This is a genomic window from Dyadobacter psychrotolerans, from assembly GCF_004349265.1.
Classification (GTDB): domain Bacteria; phylum Bacteroidota; class Bacteroidia; order Cytophagales; family Spirosomataceae; genus Dyadobacter; species Dyadobacter psychrotolerans.
This window is the reverse complement of the sequence record NZ_SMFL01000002.1, coordinates 485,305-509,823: the sequence shown is the minus strand read 5'-3', so window position 1 is coordinate 509,823 and position 24,519 is coordinate 485,305. Positions and strand designations below refer to the sequence as shown.

General features: G+C 42.4%; 23 protein-coding genes. 10 read left to right on the top strand and 13 right to left on the bottom strand.

What is annotated here, in order from left to right:
- Positions 1 to 10: 10 nt before the first annotated feature.
- Positions 11 to 2,551 carry a hypothetical protein gene (locus E0F88_RS05900; protein WP_229213686.1) on the top strand — a complete coding sequence of 847 codons (2,541 nt, stop codon included), beginning with the start codon at positions 11 to 13 and terminating at the stop codon, positions 2,549 to 2,551.
- A gap of 50 nt (positions 2,552 to 2,601) precedes the next feature.
- Positions 2,602 to 3,309 (top strand): SGNH/GDSL hydrolase family protein, encoded by a 708-nt coding sequence (locus E0F88_RS05895; protein WP_131957287.1) that lies wholly within the window; start codon positions 2,602 to 2,604, stop codon positions 3,307 to 3,309.
- Here E0F88_RS05895 and E0F88_RS05890 read toward each other — a convergent pair.
- Positions 3,306 to 4,058, bottom strand: coding sequence for a GntR family transcriptional regulator (locus E0F88_RS05890; protein ID WP_131957286.1), 753 nt, complete (start codon positions 4,056 to 4,058; stop codon positions 3,306 to 3,308). The genes E0F88_RS05895 and E0F88_RS05890 overlap by 4 nt on opposite strands.
- Before the next feature lie 109 nt (positions 4,059 to 4,167).
- On the bottom strand, positions 4,168 to 5,301 hold the full coding sequence (gene dprA, locus E0F88_RS05885) for a DNA-processing protein DprA (RefSeq protein ID WP_131957285.1): 1,134 nt from the start codon (positions 5,299 to 5,301) through the stop codon (positions 4,168 to 4,170).
- Positions 5,302 to 5,446: 145 nt separating this feature from the next.
- Here dprA and E0F88_RS05880 point away from each other — a divergent pair, with 145 nt between their 5' ends.
- Positions 5,447 to 7,270, top strand: a complete 1,824-nt coding sequence (locus E0F88_RS05880; RefSeq protein WP_131957284.1) for an alpha-amylase family glycosyl hydrolase — start codon at positions 5,447 to 5,449, stop codon at positions 7,268 to 7,270.
- A gap of 104 nt (positions 7,271 to 7,374) precedes the next feature.
- On the opposite strand, the gene lepB (E0F88_RS05875) is transcribed toward E0F88_RS05880, so the two are convergent.
- From lepB (E0F88_RS05875) to E0F88_RS05840, 8 genes are all read right to left on the bottom strand, one after another.
- On the bottom strand, positions 7,375 to 8,556 hold the full coding sequence (lepB, locus tag E0F88_RS05875; protein ID WP_131957283.1) for a signal peptidase I: 1,182 nt from the start codon (positions 8,554 to 8,556) through the stop codon (positions 7,375 to 7,377).
- A 140-nt stretch (positions 8,557 to 8,696) separates the two neighbouring features.
- Positions 8,697 to 9,830 (bottom strand): signal peptidase I, encoded by a 1,134-nt coding sequence (gene lepB / locus E0F88_RS05870; protein ID WP_131957282.1) that lies wholly within the window; start codon positions 9,828 to 9,830, stop codon positions 8,697 to 8,699.
- A gap of 33 nt (positions 9,831 to 9,863) precedes the next feature.
- Positions 9,864 to 10,583 carry a 4-hydroxy-tetrahydrodipicolinate reductase gene (gene dapB, locus E0F88_RS05865; RefSeq protein ID WP_131957281.1) on the bottom strand — a complete coding sequence of 240 codons (720 nt, stop codon included), beginning with the start codon at positions 10,581 to 10,583 and terminating at the stop codon, positions 9,864 to 9,866.
- Positions 10,584 to 10,669: 86 nt separating this feature from the next.
- A complete protein-coding gene (locus tag E0F88_RS05860; protein ID WP_131957280.1) occupies positions 10,670 to 11,311 on the bottom strand; it encodes a DUF5683 domain-containing protein in 642 nt (213 codons plus the stop codon).
- A 47-nt stretch (positions 11,312 to 11,358) separates the two neighbouring features.
- Positions 11,359 to 12,291 carry a ParB/RepB/Spo0J family partition protein gene (locus E0F88_RS05855; protein ID WP_131957279.1) on the bottom strand — a complete coding sequence of 311 codons (933 nt, stop codon included), beginning with the start codon at positions 12,289 to 12,291 and terminating at the stop codon, positions 11,359 to 11,361.
- Positions 12,292 to 12,315: 24 nt separating this feature from the next.
- A complete protein-coding gene (locus E0F88_RS05850; RefSeq protein WP_131957278.1) occupies positions 12,316 to 13,113 on the bottom strand; it encodes a ParA family protein in 798 nt (265 codons plus the stop codon).
- Between the two features lie 164 nt (positions 13,114 to 13,277).
- Positions 13,278 to 14,300 (bottom strand): SPASM domain-containing protein, encoded by a 1,023-nt coding sequence (locus E0F88_RS05845; protein WP_131957277.1) that lies wholly within the window; start codon positions 14,298 to 14,300, stop codon positions 13,278 to 13,280.
- A 56-nt stretch (positions 14,301 to 14,356) separates the two neighbouring features.
- The gene (locus E0F88_RS05840) at positions 14,357 to 14,818 is read right to left on the bottom strand and encodes an Lrp/AsnC family transcriptional regulator (RefSeq protein WP_131957654.1); all 462 of its coding nucleotides are present in this window, start codon (positions 14,816 to 14,818) and stop codon (positions 14,357 to 14,359) included.
- 178 nt (positions 14,819 to 14,996) lie between these two features.
- On the opposite strand from E0F88_RS05840, the gene ald reads away from it, so the two are divergent.
- Entirely contained in the window at positions 14,997 to 16,109 is a 1,113-nt protein-coding gene (gene ald, locus E0F88_RS05835; RefSeq protein ID WP_131957276.1) for an alanine dehydrogenase, read from the top strand.
- Positions 16,110 to 16,166: 57 nt separating this feature from the next.
- Here the strand turns inward: ald and E0F88_RS05830 are convergent, their stop codons facing one another.
- Positions 16,167 to 16,715 (bottom strand): outer membrane beta-barrel protein, encoded by a 549-nt coding sequence (locus E0F88_RS05830; RefSeq protein WP_131957275.1) that lies wholly within the window; start codon positions 16,713 to 16,715, stop codon positions 16,167 to 16,169.
- A 592-nt stretch (positions 16,716 to 17,307) separates the two neighbouring features.
- On the opposite strand from E0F88_RS05830, the gene E0F88_RS05825 reads away from it, so the two are divergent.
- The 3 genes from E0F88_RS05825 to E0F88_RS05815 all read left to right on the top strand — a co-directional run bounded on the left by E0F88_RS05825 (position 17,308) and on the right by E0F88_RS05815 (position 20,608).
- The gene (locus E0F88_RS05825) at positions 17,308 to 19,125 is read left to right on the top strand and encodes a DEAD/DEAH box helicase (protein ID WP_131957274.1); all 1,818 of its coding nucleotides are present in this window, start codon (positions 17,308 to 17,310) and stop codon (positions 19,123 to 19,125) included.
- Positions 19,126 to 19,193: 68 nt separating this feature from the next.
- Complete coding sequence (locus tag E0F88_RS05820; protein ID WP_131957273.1) at positions 19,194 to 19,706, top strand: DinB family protein; 513 nt, start codon at positions 19,194 to 19,196, stop codon at positions 19,704 to 19,706.
- 56 nt (positions 19,707 to 19,762) lie between these two features.
- A complete protein-coding gene (locus tag E0F88_RS05815; protein ID WP_131957272.1) occupies positions 19,763 to 20,608 on the top strand; it encodes a sugar phosphate isomerase/epimerase family protein in 846 nt (281 codons plus the stop codon).
- 4 nt (positions 20,609 to 20,612) lie between these two features.
- Here E0F88_RS05815 and E0F88_RS05810 read toward each other — a convergent pair whose 3' ends face one another.
- The gene (locus E0F88_RS05810) at positions 20,613 to 21,593 is read right to left on the bottom strand and encodes a zinc dependent phospholipase C family protein (RefSeq protein ID WP_181956079.1); all 981 of its coding nucleotides are present in this window, start codon (positions 21,591 to 21,593) and stop codon (positions 20,613 to 20,615) included.
- Between the two features lie 396 nt (positions 21,594 to 21,989).
- Here E0F88_RS05810 and E0F88_RS05805 point away from each other — a divergent pair, with 396 nt between their 5' ends.
- A complete protein-coding gene (locus E0F88_RS05805; protein ID WP_229213685.1) occupies positions 21,990 to 22,394 on the top strand; it encodes a Dabb family protein in 405 nt (134 codons plus the stop codon).
- Between the two features lie 64 nt (positions 22,395 to 22,458).
- On the opposite strand, the gene ung is transcribed toward E0F88_RS05805, so the two are convergent.
- Complete coding sequence (ung, locus tag E0F88_RS05800) at positions 22,459 to 23,124, bottom strand: uracil-DNA glycosylase (protein WP_131957271.1); 666 nt, start codon at positions 23,122 to 23,124, stop codon at positions 22,459 to 22,461.
- A gap of 148 nt (positions 23,125 to 23,272) precedes the next feature.
- Here ung and apaG point away from each other — a divergent pair, with 148 nt between their 5' ends.
- Together apaG and E0F88_RS05790 are read left to right on the top strand one after the other, a co-directional pair.
- Positions 23,273 to 23,659 carry a Co2+/Mg2+ efflux facilitator ApaG/CorD gene (gene apaG, locus E0F88_RS05795; RefSeq protein WP_131957270.1) on the top strand — a complete coding sequence of 129 codons (387 nt, stop codon included), beginning with the start codon at positions 23,273 to 23,275 and terminating at the stop codon, positions 23,657 to 23,659.
- A 37-nt stretch (positions 23,660 to 23,696) separates the two neighbouring features.
- A complete protein-coding gene (locus E0F88_RS05790) occupies positions 23,697 to 24,473 on the top strand; it encodes an O-methyltransferase (protein ID WP_131957269.1) in 777 nt (258 codons plus the stop codon).
- Positions 24,474 to 24,519: the final 46 nt, after the last annotated feature.

Genomic DNA, 24,519 nt, shown 5'->3' with positions numbered 1-24,519 from the left:
AACTTATATTATGACTATTCCTAAATCCATGATCATCAGACTTCTTCTTTTATTCGTTTTTTTACAAATTCTTTCGTTGCCGGATTTATCTGCCCAAAATACACTTGGAACACTCCGGGGCAAGAATTTTAATAATGTGACTCTTGAAGCGTCGTTAAAACCATTCAAAAAAAATGACAAGGCATACATTCGTGAAGTTGCCAAAGAGATGTTTTTGCAGTGGCATGCGCTGCTGCGTCACGCCGATACGGTTTCAGTGATGCTGTGGACCAGCGATGGTTCGGAGATTCTTGATTATAAAGGTGTTCCTTCCCAGCCAATGGAATGGGCGCGCTACATGGGAAACCCCAATACGGAGCACGAGGTTAATTCCGGACCAAAAGAGCTTTCAATCCACGAGCGGGCTTATCTGTATCTTGAAAACCCGCCGAAATTCACTTACGGAGATCTGAAATTTATCGTTCAGGCTTTAAAAGAAGAAGGACTGAAAGTGACTGGCAAACCCATACGTGTAGGAGAAACCTTTGATCCGGGTCCTGAATTTGCCAAATCAGATTTTAAATATAAAAAACACCGGGAAATCCTGGGAGGAAGCGCCATGGGACATAACACCATGGTGAGCTGCTATTCCGTTTTGAATGCCGACAGCGAATCCTATGCCGGATTTCCAAAAGGTATCCCTGCCAACACACCTTTCGGGACTTTCCTGGGACGACAAAGCAAACACTTTTTAAAAGACATGGGTTTTGATTTTTTGTGGCTCAGCAATGGCTTTGGATATGGTGTGGAAGGCTGGTCCTCAACAGGTGCAATTTTCAATGGTAAAGGTTTTGATCAGGCCAAACTGGCTGCAACGAAAGACAAAATTGCTGGCTTCTGGAGATACTTCCGTGCAGAATGTCCTGATATTCAAATCCAGACCAGAGGTACAAATCTCTCGGCAGGAGCTGATTTGGCCAGGGACGGCGTAGATTTAAGATCGATTTATAAAGACAAAAACATGCTGCCGCCGCCCAACTCTCCCTGGGCCGCTTTGGACGGAGATTTCGGATTGGAAATGGTTGGTTACATGTCCAGAATGGCTGAATTACCCGACGAGCGCTACCTGTTTCGATACTATACTCACGATCCCTGGTGGTTGAATAGTCCCTGGCTGGACCGTTACGGTCGTGAGCCGCATGATATTTATCTGCCCATGTCCGTGGCAAGAATTAATAAAAAAGGCGAAGTTAAAATTCCGTCTCATCTGAGCTTTCTGAGCATCGACGACTCTTACGGTAACATGCCCACTCAGGTTCCGGATGAAGTAACTCCGCACATTCTCAAAGCCCGATACGATGCACCAACTGCTCCGGGGCCATTGGTTTGGGTTTATCCATTTGACGAATATCACGACTGGGCCTACCGCTACAAGGACCGGCTTCCCGAAATTTATTACGGCGACTGGCTGATCCGCCAGGCAATCAACAATGGCTTTCCGCTGAATACGGTTATTTCAACAGGTTCATTTCAAAATGTAGTAAAAGATAAACCCGGCTTTTTTAAGGAATCCGTTTTGGTCAGTATTGTTCCTGATGCAGGATCCACACTTGAAAAAGAGCTGATCAGTTTTGTAAAAGGCGGCGGTAAAATGATCGTTTACGGTCCTGCGGGCCATGCCGGACCAGCGTTTTTAGAATTGCTGAATTTAAAAAACACCAGCGCACTGGAGGGAGATTTTAGTATAACCTCCTCCTATCCCGGTGATAAAATGGCAACGAAATATCCGGACATAATTCATCACAGCGCGCTTTTTTCAGGTGGCGGAATTGCAACCCAGGTGGCAAAAACAGATGATAAGGGAACAAAAATACTTGCTCAAATGACACAGTCAGGCAATTCCCGGGATGCAGTATGGTCGCGTGCTTTACCGGAATGGCAGGGCGGAAAAGTCGTTTATTTGCGCGGGACAAATTCAAGTAAGTTCAACGGAGGAAAATTACTAAATCCCGATGATCCGTCGAAACTGTTTACCGGTCCGCTTTTGATGCGTTACGTATTAAGCGAATTTGGCATAAACTGTTTGATAGAAAAAGAGAATCCGGCGGTTAAAAATCCGGTGCTTACTGTTTCAAGAAGCAATAATGCTTTCTTTTTCTCAGGTTATAATCCGAATAGTACCATCACCAATCATTTCAAGCTTCCGCAGGGCGCTCCCCTGCTTTTGGGACTTGAAACAAAACTGGATAAGGGAAATTCGGTTTATACGTTACCTACATCCTGGAACCGTGAGTGCCGGATGTTTGTCGAACAGGCGGACGGTATCGTTTCTTACAAAGAGCTGCATTCAGGTGAAAAAGGCATCGACAAACGCTGTCAGGTGACCGGTCTGAACAACGCTACTGTCCGGATTTATCCCCCCGATCATATTACTGAACAAACACTGAATGCTTATGTCAACGCAGGTTACCCCTGGAAAAAAGGACGCATATCAGTCAAAAAGGGCGATGAAAAGCTGGGTAAACATTTCGTGGTTGAAAATGTCACCGGAAGTTTAACGGTTTCCTGGTAGCTTCTAAATTAAAGGTTAATACTATTCCTAAATCCTTAATTATAAAAACAATGAAGTGCCTTTCCATTATTTCCTCTTTACTATTTATTCTAATCCTGTCAAATTACTCCGCGGCTCAAATCGCTAAAACGGATGTTTATCTTGAAAATATAAAAAACGAATTAAATGCGGTCTGGCCAAAAAGCAGAACCATTAACCTGGTTTTCCATGGACATTCCGTTCCGGCAGGGTTTTGGGAAAATCACGAAGTACATACGCTCGAATCGTATCCGAATCTTGTTCTTAAAACATTAAAGGAAAAATACCCATATGCGGTAATCAACGTGATTGTCACCGCTATTGGCGGAGAAGGTTCGGTTTCCGGCGAAAAGCGGTTTGAGAGAGATGTGCTGGTTCACAAACCCGATGTACTCTTTATCGATTATGCGCTTAATGACCGTTTTGCACCGCTGGAAAAAACCGGAGAAGCATTAGAGAAAATGATAAAATCTGCCCAGGCTCAAAACATTAAAGTCATTATGCTTACACCCTCACCAGATCAGCGTATTGATATTTCTGACCCGGCTAATCCGCTTGACCCCTACGTGGTGCAGATCAGATCACTGGCTGACAAATACAAAACCGGGCTTGCTGATCCTTATATCATATTCCAGAAGATAATAAAACAAGGCAGGCTAAAAGAAAATATGGCCTCAGTCAATCATCCCAATAAAACTGGTCACACGGTTATCGTAGATGCAATTAAGCCCTATTTTTAATGCACATCATTGTAATCCGGATTGGCGATAATGGCAAACTTGTATTTGTCACCCCGATAGTACGAGCGTTCAATTTCAACAATCTGATCGTCCTTACAAATTACTGAACTATCAAGAATAAACATGGGTGTAGGTTTTGTGAGCTCGAAGTTGTTGATTTCCGAGTCTGGCTGGATAATTTCTACACTCAGCGTTTGTTTTACCTCTTCGATCCGGAGGTGGTAGGTGCTTTCATAAACCTTGAAATACGAAATTTCCGTAGGCATTCGGTTTATTTTTGGGCACATTTTCAGCGAAATGTATTTGGTCTCGTCTTTGATAATCTCGTCATCCGCGTAACGCAGCTGGTGTATTTTAAGTACCGGTCCGTCTATAATAAAGTGCTTCCCCCCTATTTCTGATGAAATGCCATCATCAAGAATCGTTTTTTCCAGAACAAGGTTATGCGGTTTAAAACCCTCGGCAAGCAAACTTTCATGAAAACCACGGCGTGTTGCGTAAATCGAACCCAGGGTACGGATCAGGTGATGGTCAACAGTCCTGTTTAATACAAATGTTCCTTTTCCTTTTATACGCTTGGCCCAGCCTCTGCTTTCTATTTCCAACAAACTTTTTCTGGCCGTTGTATTACTTACATTATAAAACTTAATAAGCTCGTTTTCGGAAGGTATTTTATCGCCTGGCTGTAATTCACCAGATTTAATTTTTTCTATTACGATATCGCTAATATTTTGAAATTTTGGTCTCATTGCGGGGTTGGACACTCAGATAATCTTGAAAAGAAAAGTCTAAAATAAATAATATTTGTTAGAATGAATACTACCTGTCAGATCAGCGTATTTATTATCGCGGATAAGACTATATAAGTGCGTACTTCTTGCCTGGAAGCGACCGTACCATTCCCTGAAATTCAAGGTTCAACAGTAGCGTGGCCAGCTTGTTCAGATGCAGTCCGCTTTGCCATGACAAATCATCAATCTGCATGGTTCCTTTTTGCTTAAGCATAGACAGCACCTGTCCTTCATCCTGGCTGAATCCTTCAAAAGACATATTTTCCAAAGATAGCTCCGGCTGACTATTTACTTTTTGCGGTTTTTGGTTCAGGCTCCAGCCAATCGCGTTGGCCATATCTTCCACCGAAGTAAAAATGGCTGCTTTATTATCCCTGATGAGTTGATTACATCCTTCCGACTGCGGACTATTTAAACCTCCGGGCACGGCAAAAACCTCCCGATGATAATTCTGAGCAAATTCAACCGTGATTAAACTTCCACCTTTTTTCGCCGATTCTACAACAATGGTTACGTCGCTAAGCCCGGCGATGATACGGTTTCTTGCCGGAAACCGCATAAAATCCGGCTTGGTCGCCAGTGCATTTTCTGTGACAATTCCTCCGTGAAGCTGCATCTCTTTCGAAGTCCGTAAATGTGCAGCAGGATAAATCACATTTAACCCACTGGCCATCACGCCAATGGTAGGGAGTTCATATTTTAATGATGCCCGGTGCGCAACAATGTCAACACCGTAAGCAAGACCGCTGACAATCAGTGATTTGTAAGCAGCAAGTTCTTTAATGATGGTTTCAGTTACGTTTTTGCCGTAATCAGTTACCTGCCTGGTGCCTACAATGCCAATGGATCTTTGCAGATTAAAATCAAAATTTCCTCTTGAATAGAGAACAACCGGTGCGTCGTAGAGTGGTTTCAGTCTGGCCGGGTAGGAATCGTCCGTAAAGAAATGCAGCTGTGTATCCGTTTTTGCACATTCCTCATATTCTTTTTCTGCAAAAGCTTTTGCCTCACCTTTTAGAATAACACGCGCTACCTTTTCACCAATCCCGGGGATTTTAATAAGCTTTTTAAAATCTGATGTAAAAACAGCGGATGCACCTCCGCAATAACTGATTAGCTGCCTGACCGTAACGGAACCAATTCCGGGCGTGTGTATAAGTGCGAGCGTACTGATCCTTTCATTTTCTGATAATGGCAACATAATTATAGTGTGATTGAATTTTCAATTTGCTGATGAATGTATTTTTTAAAATTCGAAAAGCTAAAACCTATATACGTACTGGCACAGGATTTGTCATCTCGATTGTAAAATATCACCTTCAAAAATAATTATTTTTTAAGCATATATGGAAAATACAGATACCGAAGAAGCGCAAACCATTCAGCATTTTGATGGAATGGGTGCTACTTGTTACCCCGAAGGTGTTCACTACCGCGTATGGGCTCCCCACGCTGAAAGTGTTTCAGTGGTTGGAAACTTCAATGACTGGAAAGCCGACAAAAACCCACTTCAATCAGAAGAAAACGGCTTTTGGAGCGCATTGGTTGAGAATGCAAAAGAAGGAGATGAGTACAAGTTTTCTTTAAAAACACCTTCGGGCAATTTAATGAGAAATGATCCTTATGCATTGAAAATGACCAACTCAGCCGGAAATGGCATTGTTTATAACCAGGCCTCCTTCGACTGGCAGGGTGATGAGTTTTATATACCCGCCTGGAACGAACTGGTAATTTACGAGCTCCATGTAGGCACGTTTAATGTGAAAGAAAAGGACGGAGTCGGAACTCTGTATACAGCCATTGAAAAACTGGATTACCTGAAAGGCATGGGCTTCAATGCTGTTGAATTAATGCCCTGTTCTGAGTTCCCCGGATCGCGCTCATGGGGCTATAATCCCGCAAGTCCATTTGCCATAGAAGCCGACTACGGCGGACCGGATGGATTAAAAGCATTTGTAAAAGCTGCCCATCAGGCAGGGATAGCCGTCATACTTGATGTTGTCTATAATCATTTTGGCCCTTCTGATATGGATTTGTGGCAATTTGATGGCTGGTGTGAAAACGATGGCGGCGGAATTTACTTCTACAACGACTGGCGTGCAGAAACACCATGGGGGAAAACACGACCTGATTATGGGCGTAATGAAGTGAGACAGTATATTCATGATAATGCAATTATGTGGCTTCGTGACTATCACGTTGACGGACTTCGTATGGACATGGTGCCCTACATCAGGAACGTAAAGGCGGATGGAAATCCGGGAAATGATATAGCCGAAGGAATGAGCCTGGTACAGTGGATCAATAAAGATGTTCGTGAGCAGTTTCCCAATCATATCCTGATAGCAGAAGATATGCACTCGCTTGACTTCATAACCAATTCTGTTGAAAACGGAGGTTTAGGATACGGCTCACAATGGGATGCAAAATTCGTTCACTCGGTTCGTGAGGCAATCATCACTGCCAACGATCAGGACAGAGACATGGAAAGTATTGTTCAGGCCGTTACAGACAGCTATAATTCGGATTCTTTTCAAAGGATCATTTATACCGAATCACATGATGAAGTTGCCAACGGACAGGCTCGCGTAGCCGAAGAGATCGCAGACGGGGACGTCAATAACTGGTATTCCAAAAAAAGAGCGGCTCTGGGCGTGTCTCTTGTTTTGACTTCACCGGGAATCCCCATGATCTTTCAGGGACAACCACTTTTAGAAGATAAATGGTTTTCCGATAGTGATCCGATAGACTGGTCGAGACTTGAAAAGTTTTCAGGTTTTGCAGAACTTCACCGTGACATTATTCATCAGAGAAGAAACTGGTTTGGTGTCACCGCAGGTCTCCAGGGACAAAATGTTGCCATCATCCGGGCTGACGATGACAAAAAAGTTTTGGTCATGCACCGCTGGAAGGATGGAGGGCCAAAAGACAGTGTTGTTGTCGTGTTGAACTTCTCAACAGAGACATTCACAGATTATAAGGTTGGATTTCCAAGAGGCGGAAAATGGCATCTGCGTTTCAATAGCGATAAAGCCGAATATGATCCAGAATTCTCGAATTTATCGGTTCATGATACGGATACAATGGACGGAGAATTCGATGACTGCAAAGTTTATGCATCTCTGCATATTCCGCCTTATACAGCGCTGATTTATTCTCAGGAGGATTAAACTTTTTTACCGGTCAGATGGCGAAAGCCATCCGACCGGTTTTTGCTGCGTCGTACGGCGAGGAAACCGTAGGACGCAGCAAAAAACTTAATAGCTAATAACGATCAATTAATTACACTAAATAACCGGTCCCATCTGATTTTATTGATAAAACCGATAGGATCCGGATCAATTGACATCCAAACAAATATTGCCTTTCCAACAATGTGATCCTTGGGCACAAATCCCCAATACCGCGAGTCAGCTGAATTGTGCCGGTTATCACCCATCATAAAATAATAGTCCTGCTTAAAAGTGTAACCACCGATCACTTCACCATTTTGCAAAATCCGGTTTCCAATTACCTGGACGTTTTCATTTCCTTCGTAGCTTTTTATAATTTCAGAATATAAGGCAACATTTTGTGGTGTCAGATTGATCTTCATTCCTTTGGCAGGAACCACAAAAGGTCCGTACTGATCTTTGTTCCATGAAAACAAATTTGTCTGAGGAAAAAGATAAGGTTCTTTATATTGCACCGGCATAAAAACAGGTTCAATTCTTTTGACAAAATCAAACTCTTTAAGTTTTTCTGCCAGCTCCGCGGTTGTCTTGACGATGTAGCCAAACTCATCATTTGTCGTAACACCGTCTCCGAAGTTCTCGGTAAACTGGTTGTAATCGATAATGCCGTTCTTTTTAAAAACATTCACCTCATTGATTGCACCGCTTGTTGAAACAAAATATTCTCCCTGCATACGTGCCGGATTAGCTTCTTTTTTCCCATTGTAATAAACCTGTCCATTGCTAATCGTCATCCGGTCTCCCGGCTGTCCAACACAGCGTTTGATATAATTAGTTCTCAAATCGACCGGATGGGGTTTCAGGTCAGGAAGTACGGTGCTGTATTTTTCAAACAAATCAGGATGTTCAACCGGAAGGTTAAAAACAACTACATCTCCCCGTTTCACTTCTGAAAAACCAGGCAAACGAAATTGAGGTAAGCTGATCCAGTCAAGGTAAGAAGGTATGCTTGTTCCCCAGATAGTCTGATGCGTCAGCGGAATTTGCAACGGAGTAACAGGCGTGGCCGTACCATAGTGAAGCCTGCTAACAAAAAGGTAGTCGCCCACCAGCAGGCTGTTTTCCATTGAGGAACTCGGAATAACAAAGGCGCTGAAAAAAATCCAGCGTATTAACACTGCAGCAGTCACAGCAAAAACAACCGAGTCGATCCACTCTCTGAATCCAGACTTTTTACGTTTTTTAACTGCATTTCCCGTTTTAGGCAATTCTTTAATTTCCATGGCTAATAAATTTTCTGCAAGGTAATCTTAATGATATAAAAAGTAAACATGCATATAAAATTTTATTTAATATATAGTTTTTTTAAAAAAAAGAGCTGTCTTTCGACAGCTCCGGCATTTCAATACTTTCAAACGTTACATTAATTAATAACTCTGAATAATCGATTCCAGCGAATTTTGTTCAAGAAACCGCTTGGGTTCGGATCAATGGACATCCATACAAATACCGCCTTACCGACAATGTGATCCATCGGAACAAAACCCCAGTAGCGCGAATCCGCCGAATTGTGGCGGTTGTCACCCATCATAAAATAGTAATCCTGCTTAAAGGTGTAGCTTGTAATTGCTTTGCCTGCAACTTTTACCGATTTCTCATCCATGGCAACATCGTCAATTCCTTCGTAATTTTTAATTACAGGGCCATATAAAGCAATGTTCTCAGGTGTCAAACTTACTGTCATTCCTTCTTTTGGAACAGTCACAGGGCCGTAGTTATCGCGGTTCCATTTGAACAGAGAGGAGTTGGGATATAACATCGGTTCGCTTATATCTTTCGATGCTTTCACCAGCGTTATGTTTTTTACAAAATCATAAGTTTTAAGCTTTGCAGCAATTTCAACCGTGGTGAAAACCAGGTAACCAGGCTGATCGTTAGCAGGTATGGTATCGTTGAAACTTTCTGTGTAAGAATTGTATTCTGAAATTCCGTTTTCCTTGAACACTTTTTCTTCGTTAACGGCCGTCGTAGTCGCTACAAAGTACTCGTTTTCCATACGTGGCGGATTTTCCATGGCTACGCCGTTGGCAAATACCTGCAAATCCCGCACTTCAAGTTTATCTCCCGGAAGACCGACACATCTTTTGATATAATTCGTTTTCAAATCGACCGGATGCTGCAGTTCAGGAGGATAGTTAAATACAACCACATCTCCCCGTTTCACATCGCTGAAACCCGGCAGACGATATTGCGGCAACTGTACTGCATCGGTGTACGATGGAATATTCGTCCCCCAAATAGTCTGATGGGTTAGAGGCACCTGCAAAGGTGTTTTTGGCGTACGTGTACCGTAGTGCAACTTACTTACAAAAAGAAAATCTCCAACCAGAAGACTGTTCTCCATCGAAGGCGTAGGAATTGTAAAAGCTTCAAAAAACAGCCAGCGGATTAAAGTCGCTGCTACAACGGCAAAAAGTATGGAGTCAAACCATTCCCGGATTGCACCTTTTTTCTTGTGTGTAACGGGTTTGGCAGTGTATTCTTTATTGATAGCCATGCTAGATAGATAATTGAGAGTTAAAAGTAAAGGTTAATCCAGGTTTTTCAAAAGGTCGTCCATCCCAAAAACGCCTTGTTTTCCGACAAGCCATTCAGCAGAGACCACCGCTCCGTTTGCAAATCCGGCCCGGCTATGAGCTGTATGGGAAATTTTTATCTGGTCTACATCAGAATCGTAACGGACGATGTGCGTTCCCGGCACCTCTCCTTCCCTTTTTGAAGTAATTTGCAAATTTCCGTTATCATCTTCAGGCGCAAGCTTCCATCCGGAAATATTGTTCAGTTCTTCAATCACCCCTTCTGCTAATGTGATGGCAGTGCCGCTGGGTGCATCCAGCTTATGGATGTGGTGAATTTCAGTCATTGAAACTTTGTAATCCTGACCTTCCATCAACCGTGCCAGTTGCCGGTTAAGCCGGAAAAACAAGTTTACACCAATGCTGTAATTGGAAGCATAGAAAAATGCTCCTCCCTTTTCTTTGCACAACGACTCGATCTCAGAACGGTGTTCGAGCCAGCCTGTTGTACCGCTGACGACCGGCCAGCCTTTTTCAAGACAGTACTTTATATTTTCAAAAGCCGATTCCGGAGAGCTGAACTCAATTGCAACATCTACGTCTGTTGCTGAGAGCTGATCCATATCGCTGCGGTTTGAAATGTCAATTTTACCTGCGATAACATGGCCTTTGTCTACGGCGATTTTTTCGATCGTTTTACCCATTTTGCCGTAGCCTAGCAATAATATTTTCATTGATTCACATTTGGACCGGAACAAAACAAATTCCGGTGCGATTATTTATTTAAATTTTGTCAGCTTTTAAGCTGTATTCTGGTTAGTTACTTAATATTGAAAACAAGCCTAAGACCCGGAGCAGGCTGTCTGAGCATCGGCTGACTTAATTTCGGCTCGATTCTCATTGACAAATCATCTGTCAGATCGAAGGTTTTCAAATGTGCCGCTACGTTAGCCTCTACGATTGTCAAAGAGTAAATCAAACCTGCGACAATAATGGAAAGATTTTTATTTCTTCGCCAGTAGTTCTTTTGTCTTTCAATAGCATCACGCGTTGCTTCCACATATTCACTTTCAGTAGCAAAAAGGTTTCGGACACGCACCTGAACACGGGTATCCTGAGTTACAGTCGGTTTTAACTGTCCATAAGTTGAACTGTTTTTATCCAGATCGTAAAATTGTTCGTAGGCGATCAAGAAGTCCTTGTATTTGATTCGATTAAGATGAAAAGCATAAATACCGCCCCCCATTGACAAATAAATGATTGGCAGCTTCCAGTAATCCCGATTGTATAACTGACCAAAACCGGGGATCAGCGCCAGCCTGGTTGCTCTTTTGGGATCAGGCATAAACTTTTTCTTCCCGTTTTTACCTAATGTATCCGTTACCGATTTTACCAGACTGTCAGTGAGGAGAACCGGCCTTGTCACACTTCTCACACTATCGGCTGTGTTTCTTTGGCTCATAGCCAGGTTAGGCAAAAGCAATACAATCCCTATCCAAAAACAGTTTTTCAAGCCTTTTTATCAAATTTCAATGTTTCCAAAATCTTCTTCAATTCGTCCTGCGATGTGAAAGGGATTTTTATTTCTCCCTTATGCTCATTGTCGCTTTTCACTGATACCTTCGCTCCGAAAAAAGAAGATAATTGAAACTGTAACGACTTTATTTCCTGGTTAATTGTAACCGGTTTTTTAGGTTCAAAAGAAATGCTGCTCATCATGCCGAGCTTGCGTACCTCTTCCTCTACCTTGCGCACGGACCATCCTTCCTCAATAATTTTATTAAATATTTTGAGCTGGCTCATATCACTGTTAATGGTGATAATGGCCCTGGCATGGCCCATGCTGATTTTATTGTCACGTAACGCAGCCTGGATAACGGGCGGCAATTTCAAAAGACGAATGTAATTATTAACTGTTGTACGGTTTTTTCCAACACGTACTCCCAGCTCATCCTGCTTTAAATTACATTCAAGTATAAGACGCTGATAACTAAGGGCTATCTCTATCGAATTCAGATTTTCACGCTGAATGTTCTCAATCAATGCCATTTCCAGCATTTGCTGGTCATTGGCTGTTCTGACATAAGCCGGAATGCTGGTCATGCCCAAAGAACGTGAAGCCTGTAAACGCCTTTCTCCGGAAATAAGCTGGTAAGAATCCTCCCCTGTCTGTCTTACAGTGATGGGTTGAATAATTCCCTGAACGCGGATAGAATCAGCAAGTTCCTGCAAAGCTTCCTGATCAAAGCTTGTCCGGGGCTGGTAAGGATTTGCTTCTATCAGACTGATATCAAGCTGGTTCATCGAACCCACAACTTCCGCTGCTGCGGCGGCAATCCTGGCATTTGACCGGGTCGTGTTTACTTTTTCAGAATCCTGAAGCAAAGCACCCAAACCTCTGCCAAGGCCTGTCATTCTATTTTTTTTACTGTTTGTTTCCATGTGTGCTGCCAGCTAGAATCGTGATTAATTTACGCCCATATGCTTGTCCGAAGAAAGCAATCCGTTTTTGGTCAAAATCTCACGAGCCAGATTTAAATAGCTGATAGCACCTTTGCTGTCTGCATCCTGGGCCATAACCGGAATACCAAAACTAGGCGCTTCACTGATTCTAACGTTGCGGGGAATGATGGTGTTAAAAACCAGTGATTCAAAATGACTGGTTACTTCATTGACAACCTGATTGGATAAACGAAGGCGAAGATCATACATGGTCAGCAAAATCCCTTCTATAACCAGATTAGTATTAAGTCTGGATTGAATAATGGTAATTGTGTTTAGCAGTTTCCCAAGACCTTCCAGGGCAAAATACTCACATTGAACAGGGATAATTACCGAATCGGCGGCAGTTAAACTATTAATGGTTATCAAACCTAGTGACGGAGAACAATCGATAATAATAAAGTCGTAGTTATCTCTAACCTCGGCAATCGCATCTTTCATGCGCTGCTCCCGATTCTTTAAATTGATCATCTCGATTTCCGCTCCAACTAGGTCGATGTGTGAAGGTAGCAAATGCAGGTAAGGGAAATCTGTATCCAGGATTATATCCGCTGTCCGCGCCTGTTCTACCATGCATTCATAAATGCTGTTTTCCATTTCCTGGGGATTAAATCCAAGTCCAGAAGTAGAGTTAGCCTGCGGGTCTGCATCAATAAGGAGCGTTCGAAATTCGAGTGCTGCCAAACTTGCGGCCAGGTTTATGGCCGTGGTGGTTTTGCCTACACCACCCTTTTGATTTGCAATTGCAATTACTTTGCCCATGTATTCATGTGAGTTACCAGATTCAAATTTCCATTATTCAGGGCAAACCACCAAAAAATGTTCCACGGACTTTTATAAAAAGACTACAAAACACTGAAAATCAATACATTATTCAGTATTATTATTTAGTTAAAAAATATTAATTGATCAAAAATACAAATGTTTCACGCCCAGACCTGTGTTCCTTCAGTGCAATTCTTGCACATTTCTATCTCAGAGCGGGAGCGGATGAGTGAAGCACGGAAGTCGTTATATTTTTTACCTCTCCAGAGCTGGCGGAACGTTTGTCTCTTCATATCACCCAGCTGGTACTCCGCATCCTTATCAAAACAGCAGGGAACCACTCCACCATCCCAGGTGATCACACAGGAATGCCACATTTTCCAGCAATGGTCGACAAACTTGTTTTTAATCGAAAACTTACCATCCTGTTTTTTCTCGTAACGGGAATATTTGTCAATTGTTGGAATCAGCTCATTACCTTCTTCATAATCATAGATCTGGGCTGTTTTCAAACCCACTTCATCCACACCCATTTCCAAAGCCAGTTTTTTAACATCTTCGATCTGATGTTCATTGGGTTTTACCACCAAAAACTGAAAAATAACATGCGGCGTACTGGATTTTAACTCCTTCTTCCACCTGATGATGTTACGCGTTCCTTCCAGAACTTTTTCAAGGTTTCCGCCGATACGGTATTGCTGATAAACATCCTGCGTTGTTCCGTCAATAGAAATAATCAGTCGGTCCAGACCCGATTCCACTGTTTTCCTGGCCTTTTCATCAGTCAGATAATGGGCGTTGGTTGAGGTTGCAGTGTAAATTCCTTTGTCATGGGCATACTGGACCAGTTCAAAAAACTTAGGATGAAGATAAGGTTCTCCCTGAAAATAGAAGATCAGATACAGCAGGGTATCGGCAAGCTCATCGATGGTTTTTTTATAGAGCTTTTCTTCCATCATACCCGTCGGGCGGGTAAATGAACGTAGTCCGCTGGGGCATTCCGGACAGCGTAAATTACAGCTTGTAGTTGGCTCAAACGAGATCGCGATCGGCATTCCCCAGTGAACAGGATTACCGGTTGTTTTGGAATAAAAATAACTTCCCAAGATCTGTATTGCATTCCAGGCCCTTTTCGGCGTCACTTTCGACATCAGATTGAGCCCGTCCCTGAAATTTTTATTCATAATTGATGACAATTCGCTTCCCGCCGATAGCTTTTAGCTTTGTTGATATATTTACTTCAACGCACAGGAATACCCGTGGTATACTTTATTTCTGAAATTACGAAATAGCTGCTGATATGTAACACGCTTTTAAGTGCAGAAAGTTTTAACTGGTAAAACTGATTATAGGCTTCGGCATCTTCCACCACAACTTTTAACATATAGTCAAAGTTACCCGATACAACCGAACATTCAAGCACTTCCTGCATACCCGTTACAGCCTGATTAAAATCCTCAAAGCTTTCCTTACGCTGTTTATCAAGGGTAACATGACAATAAACCAGCAGAGATTTACCTAATTTTCTGCGGTTTAACAAACATACATATCTGTCAATAAACCCTTCACGCTCCATTTTCCGGATACGCTCATGCACAGGCGTTACAGAAAGATTGATCCTGCTGGCGATCTCTTTGATCGTCAGCTGCGCGTTTTGCTGTAAGAGTTCAAGAATTTTTTTATCTGTGGCGTCGGGCTGCATATAGTTTTTTTTATTGTCAAAAACCTGCGGTAACATAAACGGAAGTTTTTTTTCTTACAAAAGAGGCTAAAAATAGTTTTGTTTTCTATTCAGAATACAAATTAAAGTATCATTTTCCTTTAAAAGCTAATTTTGTAGTGAAAACAAATCCAGCTTTCACGCTTTAAACTTCCAACCAATGATTATTGGCGTTCCCAAAGAAATTAAGAATAACGAAAACCGGGTGGCCGTCACTCCGGCAGGTGTAACCGAATTCCGTAAATACGGACATACTGTTTATGTACAGACCGAGGCGGGAAAAGGAAGTGGTTTTTCAGACGAACAGTATAGTGAAGCGGGTGCAGTAATTCTGCCTACCATAGAAGAGGTTTACGGTATTGCTGAGATGATCGTAAAGGTAAAAGAGCCAATCGAAAGCGAATATGCTCTGATTAAAGAAGATCAGCTTCTTTTTACCTATTTTCACTTTGCATCGTCAGAGCCTTTGACAAATGCCATGATCGGGCGTAAAGCGGTCTGTCTGGCTTATGAAACAGTTGAAAAGGCCGACAGAAGTTTGCCGCTGCTGGTTCCAATGAGTGAAGTTGCAGGCCGTATGGCAGTTCAGGAAGGTGCAAAGTACCTGGAAAAACCAATGGGCGGATTTGGAATCCTGCTTGGCGGTGTTGCCGGTGTTAAACCTGCGAATGTACTTGTATTAGGTGGTGGAATTGTAGGAACTCAGGCCGCTAAGATGGCCGCAGGTCTTGGTGCAAACGTAACGATTGTTGATATCAGCCTGCCTCGTTTACGTTATCTGGAAGATATTATGCCTGCTAACGTGGATACAGTAATGTCTAATGAATACAATATCCGTGAATTGGTTCAAAGCTCGATTTTGATTATCGGCGGCGTGTTGATTCCGGGAGCAAAAGCCCCTTCGCTGATTACAAAAGATATGCTTAAACTGATGAAGCCGGGAACTGTAATGGTTGACGTGGCGATCGATCAGGGCGGATGTTTTGAAACTTCTCACGCAACAACACACGAAGATCCGATTTACGAAGTCGATGGTGTGGTTCATTACTGTGTAGCGAACATGCCTGGTGCTGTTCCTTATACTTCAACGTTGGCCCTAACCAATGCAACATTGCCCTACGCTTTGCAGCTGGCAAATAAAGGCTGGAAAAGCGCCTGTGCGGATAATGAAGAATTGCGTAAAGGACTGAATGTTGTAAATGGCAAAATCGTTTTCAAAGGAGTTTCCGATGCATGGAACATGCCTTACTCAGATGTAAGCGAGGTTCTTTAATAAGTTTTTTTTGAAGAAAAGGCTGTACCGGAATAACATCCGGCACAGCCTTTTTTCTTATAACCCGAAATTTTTAGAAATTCCAAAACCTGCACCGCTGCCAAAGTTTAAGCCGAATTGTGAGCTGCTACCCGACTGACCTTTAACTTTTCCGGTTGTTATTGCCAGACTTCCAAAATTAAAATTAAGGGCAAAACCGTTTTTAAGGTTTACCCCTATTGCCGGAAACAGCATTCCTTCAAATCCATTGCTTTTCAAATCTGCGATTTTGGATGAAGCCCAGTTTGTATTAAGCTGTCCGTAAACCGCAAAAATGTCAGAAAGCGGATAAGCGTAACGAATAAAAGGACCGGCAGAAAAAGCACTGGTTTTTATTTGAGGTGCACCCGACTTGCCACTTTCTGTTTTCATGTTGGCTCCGGCCGTCCAGTGATCGTTGAATTGATAACCAACTCCCGGAGAGAATAAAAAACTGTTTGTTTTGACATCTGCTGCTGATTCACCGGAATTGATCCCCAGATTTCCGTAAACCAAAAGAGAATTACTTTGAGCGTGTGCCGCGAGACCTGCGAAAGCAAGCATTGCTAAAAAAAAGAACTTTTTCATTGATATAGTTGTGAATGTATCGCTTTTCACCAAAATCGGTGATTTGCTTTTTAAGACAGCGAGGCAGAAAAAAAGTAACTTTTAAGGCTAAATAAATTAGAAATGGAGTCAATTATTTTCAAATTGGCCAGCAAGCAGAGAAATAATGGCTGATTTCTAAAAATATTACAATTAATATATCCACTACATTGTTTATTCGAATATTATTCTTACTTTTGCATAAAATAAGAACGAACATCCGTTCGCTTCTCTGCTTCATTTCCGGTTTTAGCGGTCAGTCCGCTCCCAGCCTTTAAAATATGCCCGGTTGGTTATTACCGTTTCGTCATGCAGAGCCCCACGGATGGTTTGTGGTTGGTGGGCTTTTTGCGCAATCCCCCTTTATAAAATAAATTTTACTGGCTGTCTTTTTGTTTGTCAGTCCAACGGATTCAAATCATTTTTTTTGAACCGTGCGAACATATAGATTTTTCCAGTTGTGCAATTTTCTTCCGGTTGCTGTTTTCACAATTTTTTGTGAGATCCGGCTGTGGAATATATATTCAAATCATAACTGTATTTAACACAAGAATTTTTAATAACAATAAGATAAATGACTGAAATAACTGAAGTAATTGATGCTGTTGAAACTTTTGAGACCTTTGAAGATCTGGGAATCTCAGAAACTATCCTTAAAGCCTTAACTGAAATGGGTTTCACAAAACCCTCTCCTATCCAGGCGCAAGGCATACCTGCTGTAATGAAAGGGGCTGATGTAATTGGCCAGGCTCAGACAGGAACTGGTAAAACTGCCGCGTTTGGTATCCCCGTACTTGAAAGAATTGACGTAACGAATAACGCTGTACAAGCACTTGTACTTTGCCCTACCCGCGAATTGGCGGTGCAGGTTTCCGAAGAAATAGGCAGACTTGCCAAATACCAAAAAGGTTTAAGAATTGAAGCAATTTATGGTGGAGATTCAATTGACCGCCAGATTCGCTCTCTGAAAAGAGGTGTACACATCGTTGTAGGAACACCAGGCCGTGTGATGGACCACATGGAACGCCGTACTTTGAAATTTGATCAGGTGCGTATGATGGTGTTGGATGAAGCGGATGAAATGCTTGACATGGGATTTCGTGAAGACATCGAAAGCATTTTGGCTGACATGCCGGAAGATCGCCAGACGATTCTTTTCTCGGCTACAATGTCTAAACCAATTATGTCGATTACAAAACGCTTTTTGAATGATCCTATTCTGATTAAAGTGGTTCGTAACGAACTTACAAACGTGAACATCGAACAGGTGTGTTTTGAGGTTAAACCTCAGGCAAAAGTTGAGGTAATGACACGTCTGATTGACATGTATCACCTGAAATCTTTGCTTGTATTCTGTAACACAAAACGTAAAGTTGATGAGATCGTTGAAGATCTTCAGCTTCGTGGTTATGCATCAGAAGGTATTCATGGTGATTTGCGTCAGCAGCAGCGTAGCAACGTGATGAGCAAGTTCAAGGCGGGTGTAACAACCATTCTTGTTGCAACAGACGTAGCGGCACGTGGTATCGACGTAAGCGGACTGGATGGTGTAATTAACTACGACATTCCTTTGGACGAAGAATATTACGTACACCGTATCGGCCGTACAGGTCGTGCAGGGATGTCAGGTAAAGCATTTTCTCTGGTAGCACGTGACGAAAAGTTCCGTCTTAAAACCATTGAAAACTATACAAAAGTAAAAATCGAAAAAGGCGTTATACCTTCTTTTGAAGATATCGTTGGTGTTCGTAAAGCGCGTTTTGTGGAAAGTATTGCAGCATCGGTTAAGGAAAGCAGTGATGCAGATCTTTACCTGGACGTACTGGAAATGCTTCACCACAGCGGTTTCTCTACCGAGCAAATCGTAGGTGCTATGGCTAAGCAGATCATGGGTGTTCAGAAAAACGAATACTCGGACAGCAACCTGGCATGGGAAGAAAGACGTGGCGGAGAACGTCCCGAACGTGGTGGTGATCGTCGCGGAGGCGAACGCGAAAGCCGCGGAGGAAGCCGTTTCGAGAGAGGCAGCCGTTTTGAAAGAGGTGGGAGCGACGACCGCCGCGGAGCAAGTTCTGATCGTTTTGCACCCCGCGCTGATTCAAGAAGAAGCGAAGGCGGCGGAAGAGATGAATCGAAACGTTCGGCGACACCGGAAGCAGGCATGACCCGTTTGTTCTTAAGTCTTGGACGTAAGGATCATATCCTTCCAAAAGATATCGTTGGAGCAATTGCCGGAGAAGCTAACATTCCCGGAAAAACCATCGGAGCAATTGACATTTATGACAAATTCACATTTGTTGACGTACCGGAACGTGATGCACGTGCAGTACTTCGCGCTATGGATGGAAATACAATCAAAGGGAAACCTGTTCAGATTGACATTGCGAAGTAAGTAAGTCAACCCGATTCTATATTTAAAAGGAACTTGTAAAAGAGTTCCTTTTTTTTGTTACTTGCCGCATGCAAAAACAAGAAGTTTGGCTCAGAGGTCCCTTGCCCGGTGTTCCGCCTTTGCTGCAACCCGCTGCGCATGCGCTTTATCAGGCTCTGGAAGAAATAAGTGAGCTCGAAAACGACTATCCGGATCAATTGCTGTGGCAGCGCCCCGCCGGGGTGGCGTCTGTTGGTTTTCACCTTCAGCATCTGACTGGTGTGCTCGACAGATTGCTGACCTATGCCCGGGAGGAATCTCTTGACGAAAATCAGCTGCAATATCTCAAAAGTGAAGGAACGGAGCCGTTCACCGGTTGCCGTTTTTCAGATCTTCTCAGGGCATTTCAATTGCAGGTAGATAAGGCAATTAATCAGTTTAAAGAAACGGATGAAACAACACTCTCGCATGTTCGTTATGTAGGAAGGGCCAGGATTGCCTCAACACATCTTGGGCTGCTCTTTCATGCAGCAGAGCATACACAAAGACATAGTGGTCAGCTGCTCGTCACTTCCTGGATATTAAAAGCCTCTGTAGAGTAGAATAACAAAGGATTATTACTTTTGAAATAACTTATCAAATTCATTCATTAAACATTATGCAACTAAGAAAATTGATGCTTTGGTGCTTTTTTATGGCCACTTATGGCTTTTCTGCACTGGCGCAAAACAACCCTGAAAATAAGGCCGGATGGAAATTAGGTGCCCAGTCATACACTTTCAGGCTATTTACTTTCGCCGAAGCACTTAAAAAGATTGACAGCTGCGGTTTGAAATATGTTGAGGCTTTCCCGGGTCAGACCATCGGGGGCGGTATTGAGGGGAAAATGGATTTTAAAATGGATGCTGCCAAACGTGCGGAAGTGAAAGCACTCTTAAAAAAATACGGTATTACAATCACTGCTTTCGGTGTTGTTAAAGGTAAAGATAAAGCAGAGTGGGAACAGCTTTTTGCATTTGCAAAAGACATGGGTGTTCTCAATATCGATACCGAGCCGGATCCTGATCAGTTCGAATACATTATTCCAATGGCAGAAAAATATAAGATTAACCTGGCGCTGCACAACCACCCAAAGCCATCACGATACTGGAGCCCGGATTCCGTTTTGAAATATGCTGCTAAAAGTAAATTCGTTGGCTCGTGTTCGGACATCGGTCACTGGGTACGCTCGGGTCTGGATCCGGTTGCCTGCCTGAAACAACTTGAAGGTCATGTAATGGGTATGCACTTTAAAGATGTAGTTAAGGATACACCTGATGGAAAATACCACGACGTGATCTGGGGAAAGGGAGACAGCAAAGTTGACGGCGTAATCGCTGAAATGAAACGTCAGAAATTTAAAGGGCCTATCTCGGTTGAATACGAGTATCATTGGGAAAACAACGGCCCTGAGGTGGCTGAAAGTGTTAAATATTTCCGCAGTACATATCTTAAACAGAAGTAAGAAGTCAATTTTCTCCTTCCGTTCTTACATGAAAAAGCCGCCGGATCCAGCTTTGCTGTTCGGCGGCTTGCTGTTTTTTATCCTCAAGACTTAAACTAAAATCTTCGATTTGATCCAGATTGGGCTGACCGGCATTTACCCAGCAGGTATACCACATATCCCCCACCATTTTCACGGCATCTTTCATTCTGCGCTGCACTTGCCCTGCCAGCATCTGATGATAGCGGGAAGAAAATTCCTTTGAATAGGTTCTGGTCAGGATATTGTTTCGCAGTTCGTAGCTGTATTTTTTATCCGGGTCAAATTCTTCCGTTAACTGCTTTTCAAAAATAAAAACCGAATCAGTCGCAGCATGAGAAGCAGCAACGGTTTCCCAGATTTGTGTGGGTACATGTGCAATGTAAGCTGCCTCTCCAATCCATAAGTCATAACCCTGCGCAAATAATTCCGGCAGCCGTGACTCCCAAAAACCATGTATACCCTCCTGTCCGGTAAGCTGTCCGTTGTAGTTACGCGTGGTGTGAAGCGGAACATGCGCATCCGCTATGTAATGACCAATATCGGCGCTGATCCTGAGAATTTTTTTGGGATCCTTTTCCTTAAATGCCTCGGTAAGCTGAAAGGCCGCCGTCTGCACGTACCAGGGAACAATACCATGTTTCCTCAGGCTATCTTCTCCGATTTTTTCAACCGCATTTTTCCAATACCGCGGTAAAATATTCAATGCGCTGTCACCATATACATCCAGATCTATAAAATGTCTTTCTGCCTCGCCCATAACTGCGTACCTCCTGCGGTCCGGGTTCACGGCATTTTCAGTAAGAAATTCAATATGTTTTTTGTAGAAAACCTGAATGGATTCCGGCAGGCGAAAAACCGCCAGACGGTTAATTCGCCGATGCGCCCAAAATCCCCAGTTAGGCGAAATGCCTGTTGATGCGCCCGAAAAATGCATGATCAGTGCCAGCAAGACTATTTTTTTCAAAATATTTCTGATTTTTTTTGAAATACAAATCGTATTATCCGCCTGTGCATCAGTAGATTATTTCGATGCGTATTTCACAGGCCTGTACACCCGTTTATACCGAATTTTCAGAAAAAGTAACAGAAAGGTGCTGATCTGAATCCTGAAAACGACATTTATACAATTTGAAAACTAAAATCTGCTCCAAAACAAGAACTAACAAATCTACCGCGAATTTTAGCGGCAGAAAATGGCACAAAATAATATTTCGATAAACAACAAGTGTATTACAACAAATTTTGAATTTTATCAAAAAGACAGAATTTATTATATTTTTTATATAAATAATACAATTAAATTTTTATTGATTACTTTTGTGTAGTTAAAAATTATTGACTGTTCAAATAGTAACTGATAATGAAACCAAAAAATAAAACCATAGGATATCTGGTGCCTGTATTCGCATTATGCGTTTTCATGCTTGTAATTTACGGAGCGTATGTACCTCACAAAGCGGCTGAAACACAGCGTGTAGTTTGTATCAAGTTTAAGGCAGGTACTACCCCTGAGGATATTGAAAAACACATGCGCGATTTCGCATCTCTGAAAAACAACGTAAAGGATGTTGTAGCCTATTCAGCGGGTCGTGTTGAAAAAAATAATGAAGCAGACGGTCAGTTTGACGTAATTCATTATTTGACTTTCCGTACGAAAGAAGGAGCTCAGCAATACGTAGCCAATGCGGATCGCAAGGCTTTCATTAAAGGAAATGAAGCGAACTGGGATAAAGTTCTTGAACTGAATTCAAGTATCGAGAAATAAAAAATAATAGTAATAGGAGTGAAAATTTTTAAAAAGAGCCGGGCTTCCCGACTCTTTTTTTCTTTTACCAGTTAACCGGTTCCAAGTGATGCTCCTGCAAATAGGCATTTGCCTTACTAAAATGATGGTTTCCAAACCAGCCGCCGGAGTTGGCGGACATCGGCGACGGATGTTTGGATTTAAGAACGAAATGTTTTGATGCGTCGATTACAGCTCCTTTATCCTGCGCATATTTCCCCCAAAGCAGAAAGACAACGTTTTCTTTTTCATCCGATACACACTTGATTACCGCATCCGTAAACCTTTCCCAGCCTCTGTTTTGATGAGAACCGGCGGCTCCAGCCTGAACGGTTAAAGTAGCGTTTAAAAGCAGTACGCCCTGAGATGCCCACCTTTCCAGATTGCCTGTTTTAGGAAATGTTTTATCCAGATCATTTTCCACTTCCTTGAAAATATTGATCAGCGAAGGTGGCATGCGGATACCGTCATTGACAGAAAAACATAGTCCGTTGGCCTGCCCTGCGCCATGATAGGGGTCCTGCCCCAAAATGACAACCCTGCAATTATCAAAACTGCAATGGTTAAAAGCGTTAAATATTTGTTTTGCAGACGGATAGATTGTTCTGCTTTTGTATTCTTCTTTGACAAAATCAGTCAGAGAAACGAAATACGGTTTTTCGAATTCTTCTGAAAGTCTTGTCTTCCATGACTCCTCTATTTTAACATCCATAACGCATGTGTTTAATTTAAAACCAAATTAAAATGATTTTTCATTTGGTTTTATCAGCAAATGATGACTATTTTCGTTTATGTAGAAGTATTACAAACTATTAATGATACTTTAACTTCTCAATACTTACAAACACCCTCGATCTTATATGGTTTCGAAAGTAACAGATGGTGTGAAGATCACCGTATTGACAGAATACCAGCCCGATTATTCCAATCCCGGACAGGATCATTATGTATTTACTTACAAAATACTGATTGAAAATCACAGTGAGTATACTGTGAAGCTTCTTCGCCGGCACTGGCTGATTTACGATGCCAATGGTGCTGTTCGTGAGGTGGAGGGAGAAGGCGTTGTGGGTTTACAGCCTGTGCTGGAACCCGGTGAAATTCATGATTACGTTTCGGGCTGTAACCTGCGCACGGATATGGGAAAGATGTCTGGAACTTATCTGATGGAACGCGTCGTGGACGGCAAACAATTCCGGGTAATCATTCCCGCTTTTTCTCTGCTTGTTCCTTACAGGATGAACTAGTCCGCTCATCTTTATTTTTAGCCTAAAGAAATTTCAATTGATTGCTGCTTATTTTAAATACTTAATCCGTTCAGGTAACGAACACGCCATTCATTCTCCATTTTTATTCGACCTGTATACCAAGGTCATTTCGGTCAGGAAAGATGAAAATCCGGATTACATTGATCTGAAAGCACTGAGAAAAGTTTTGCTTAAATCAAACGAACCGATTGAAATTCTGGATTTGGGTGCAGGGTCCCGTGTTAACAAATCCAATCTGCGTAAGATAAAAACGATTGCAAAAAACGCTGAGAAGCCCGAAAAATTTGCGAAACTTTTTAACAGACTTATACAGCGCTTTCAACCTAAAACAATCGTTGAACTTGGTACGTCGCTTGGACTTACAACGCTATATATGGCCCGCGCAAAAGCGGATGCCCGCATTATTTCTTTTGAAGGCTGTCCGCAAACTGCTGGTGTAGCACGTAAAAATTTCAATCTGTCAGCTGCTGAAAATATTGAAGTGGTAGTGGGCAATATTGACCAGACGCTTCCTGAGCAGCTCAAAAAACTTTCTACGACTATCGATTTTGCATATTTTGATGCAAACCACCGTTACGAGCCAACAGTCAGGTACTTTGAAGACTGTCTGCCATATGCGTCAAACGATTCTGTTTTTATATTTGATGATATTTACTGGTCGGATGAGATGACAAAAGCCTGGGAGCAGATCAAGTTACATCCGCAGGTAACACTTACTGTAGACCTTTTCTGGATCGGACTGGTTTTTTTCCGAAATGAACAACCCAAAGAACACTTTACACTTAGGTTTTGATGCCCGACCGGTTCGGATTAATATTTGAAATGATATTGCTAACTTT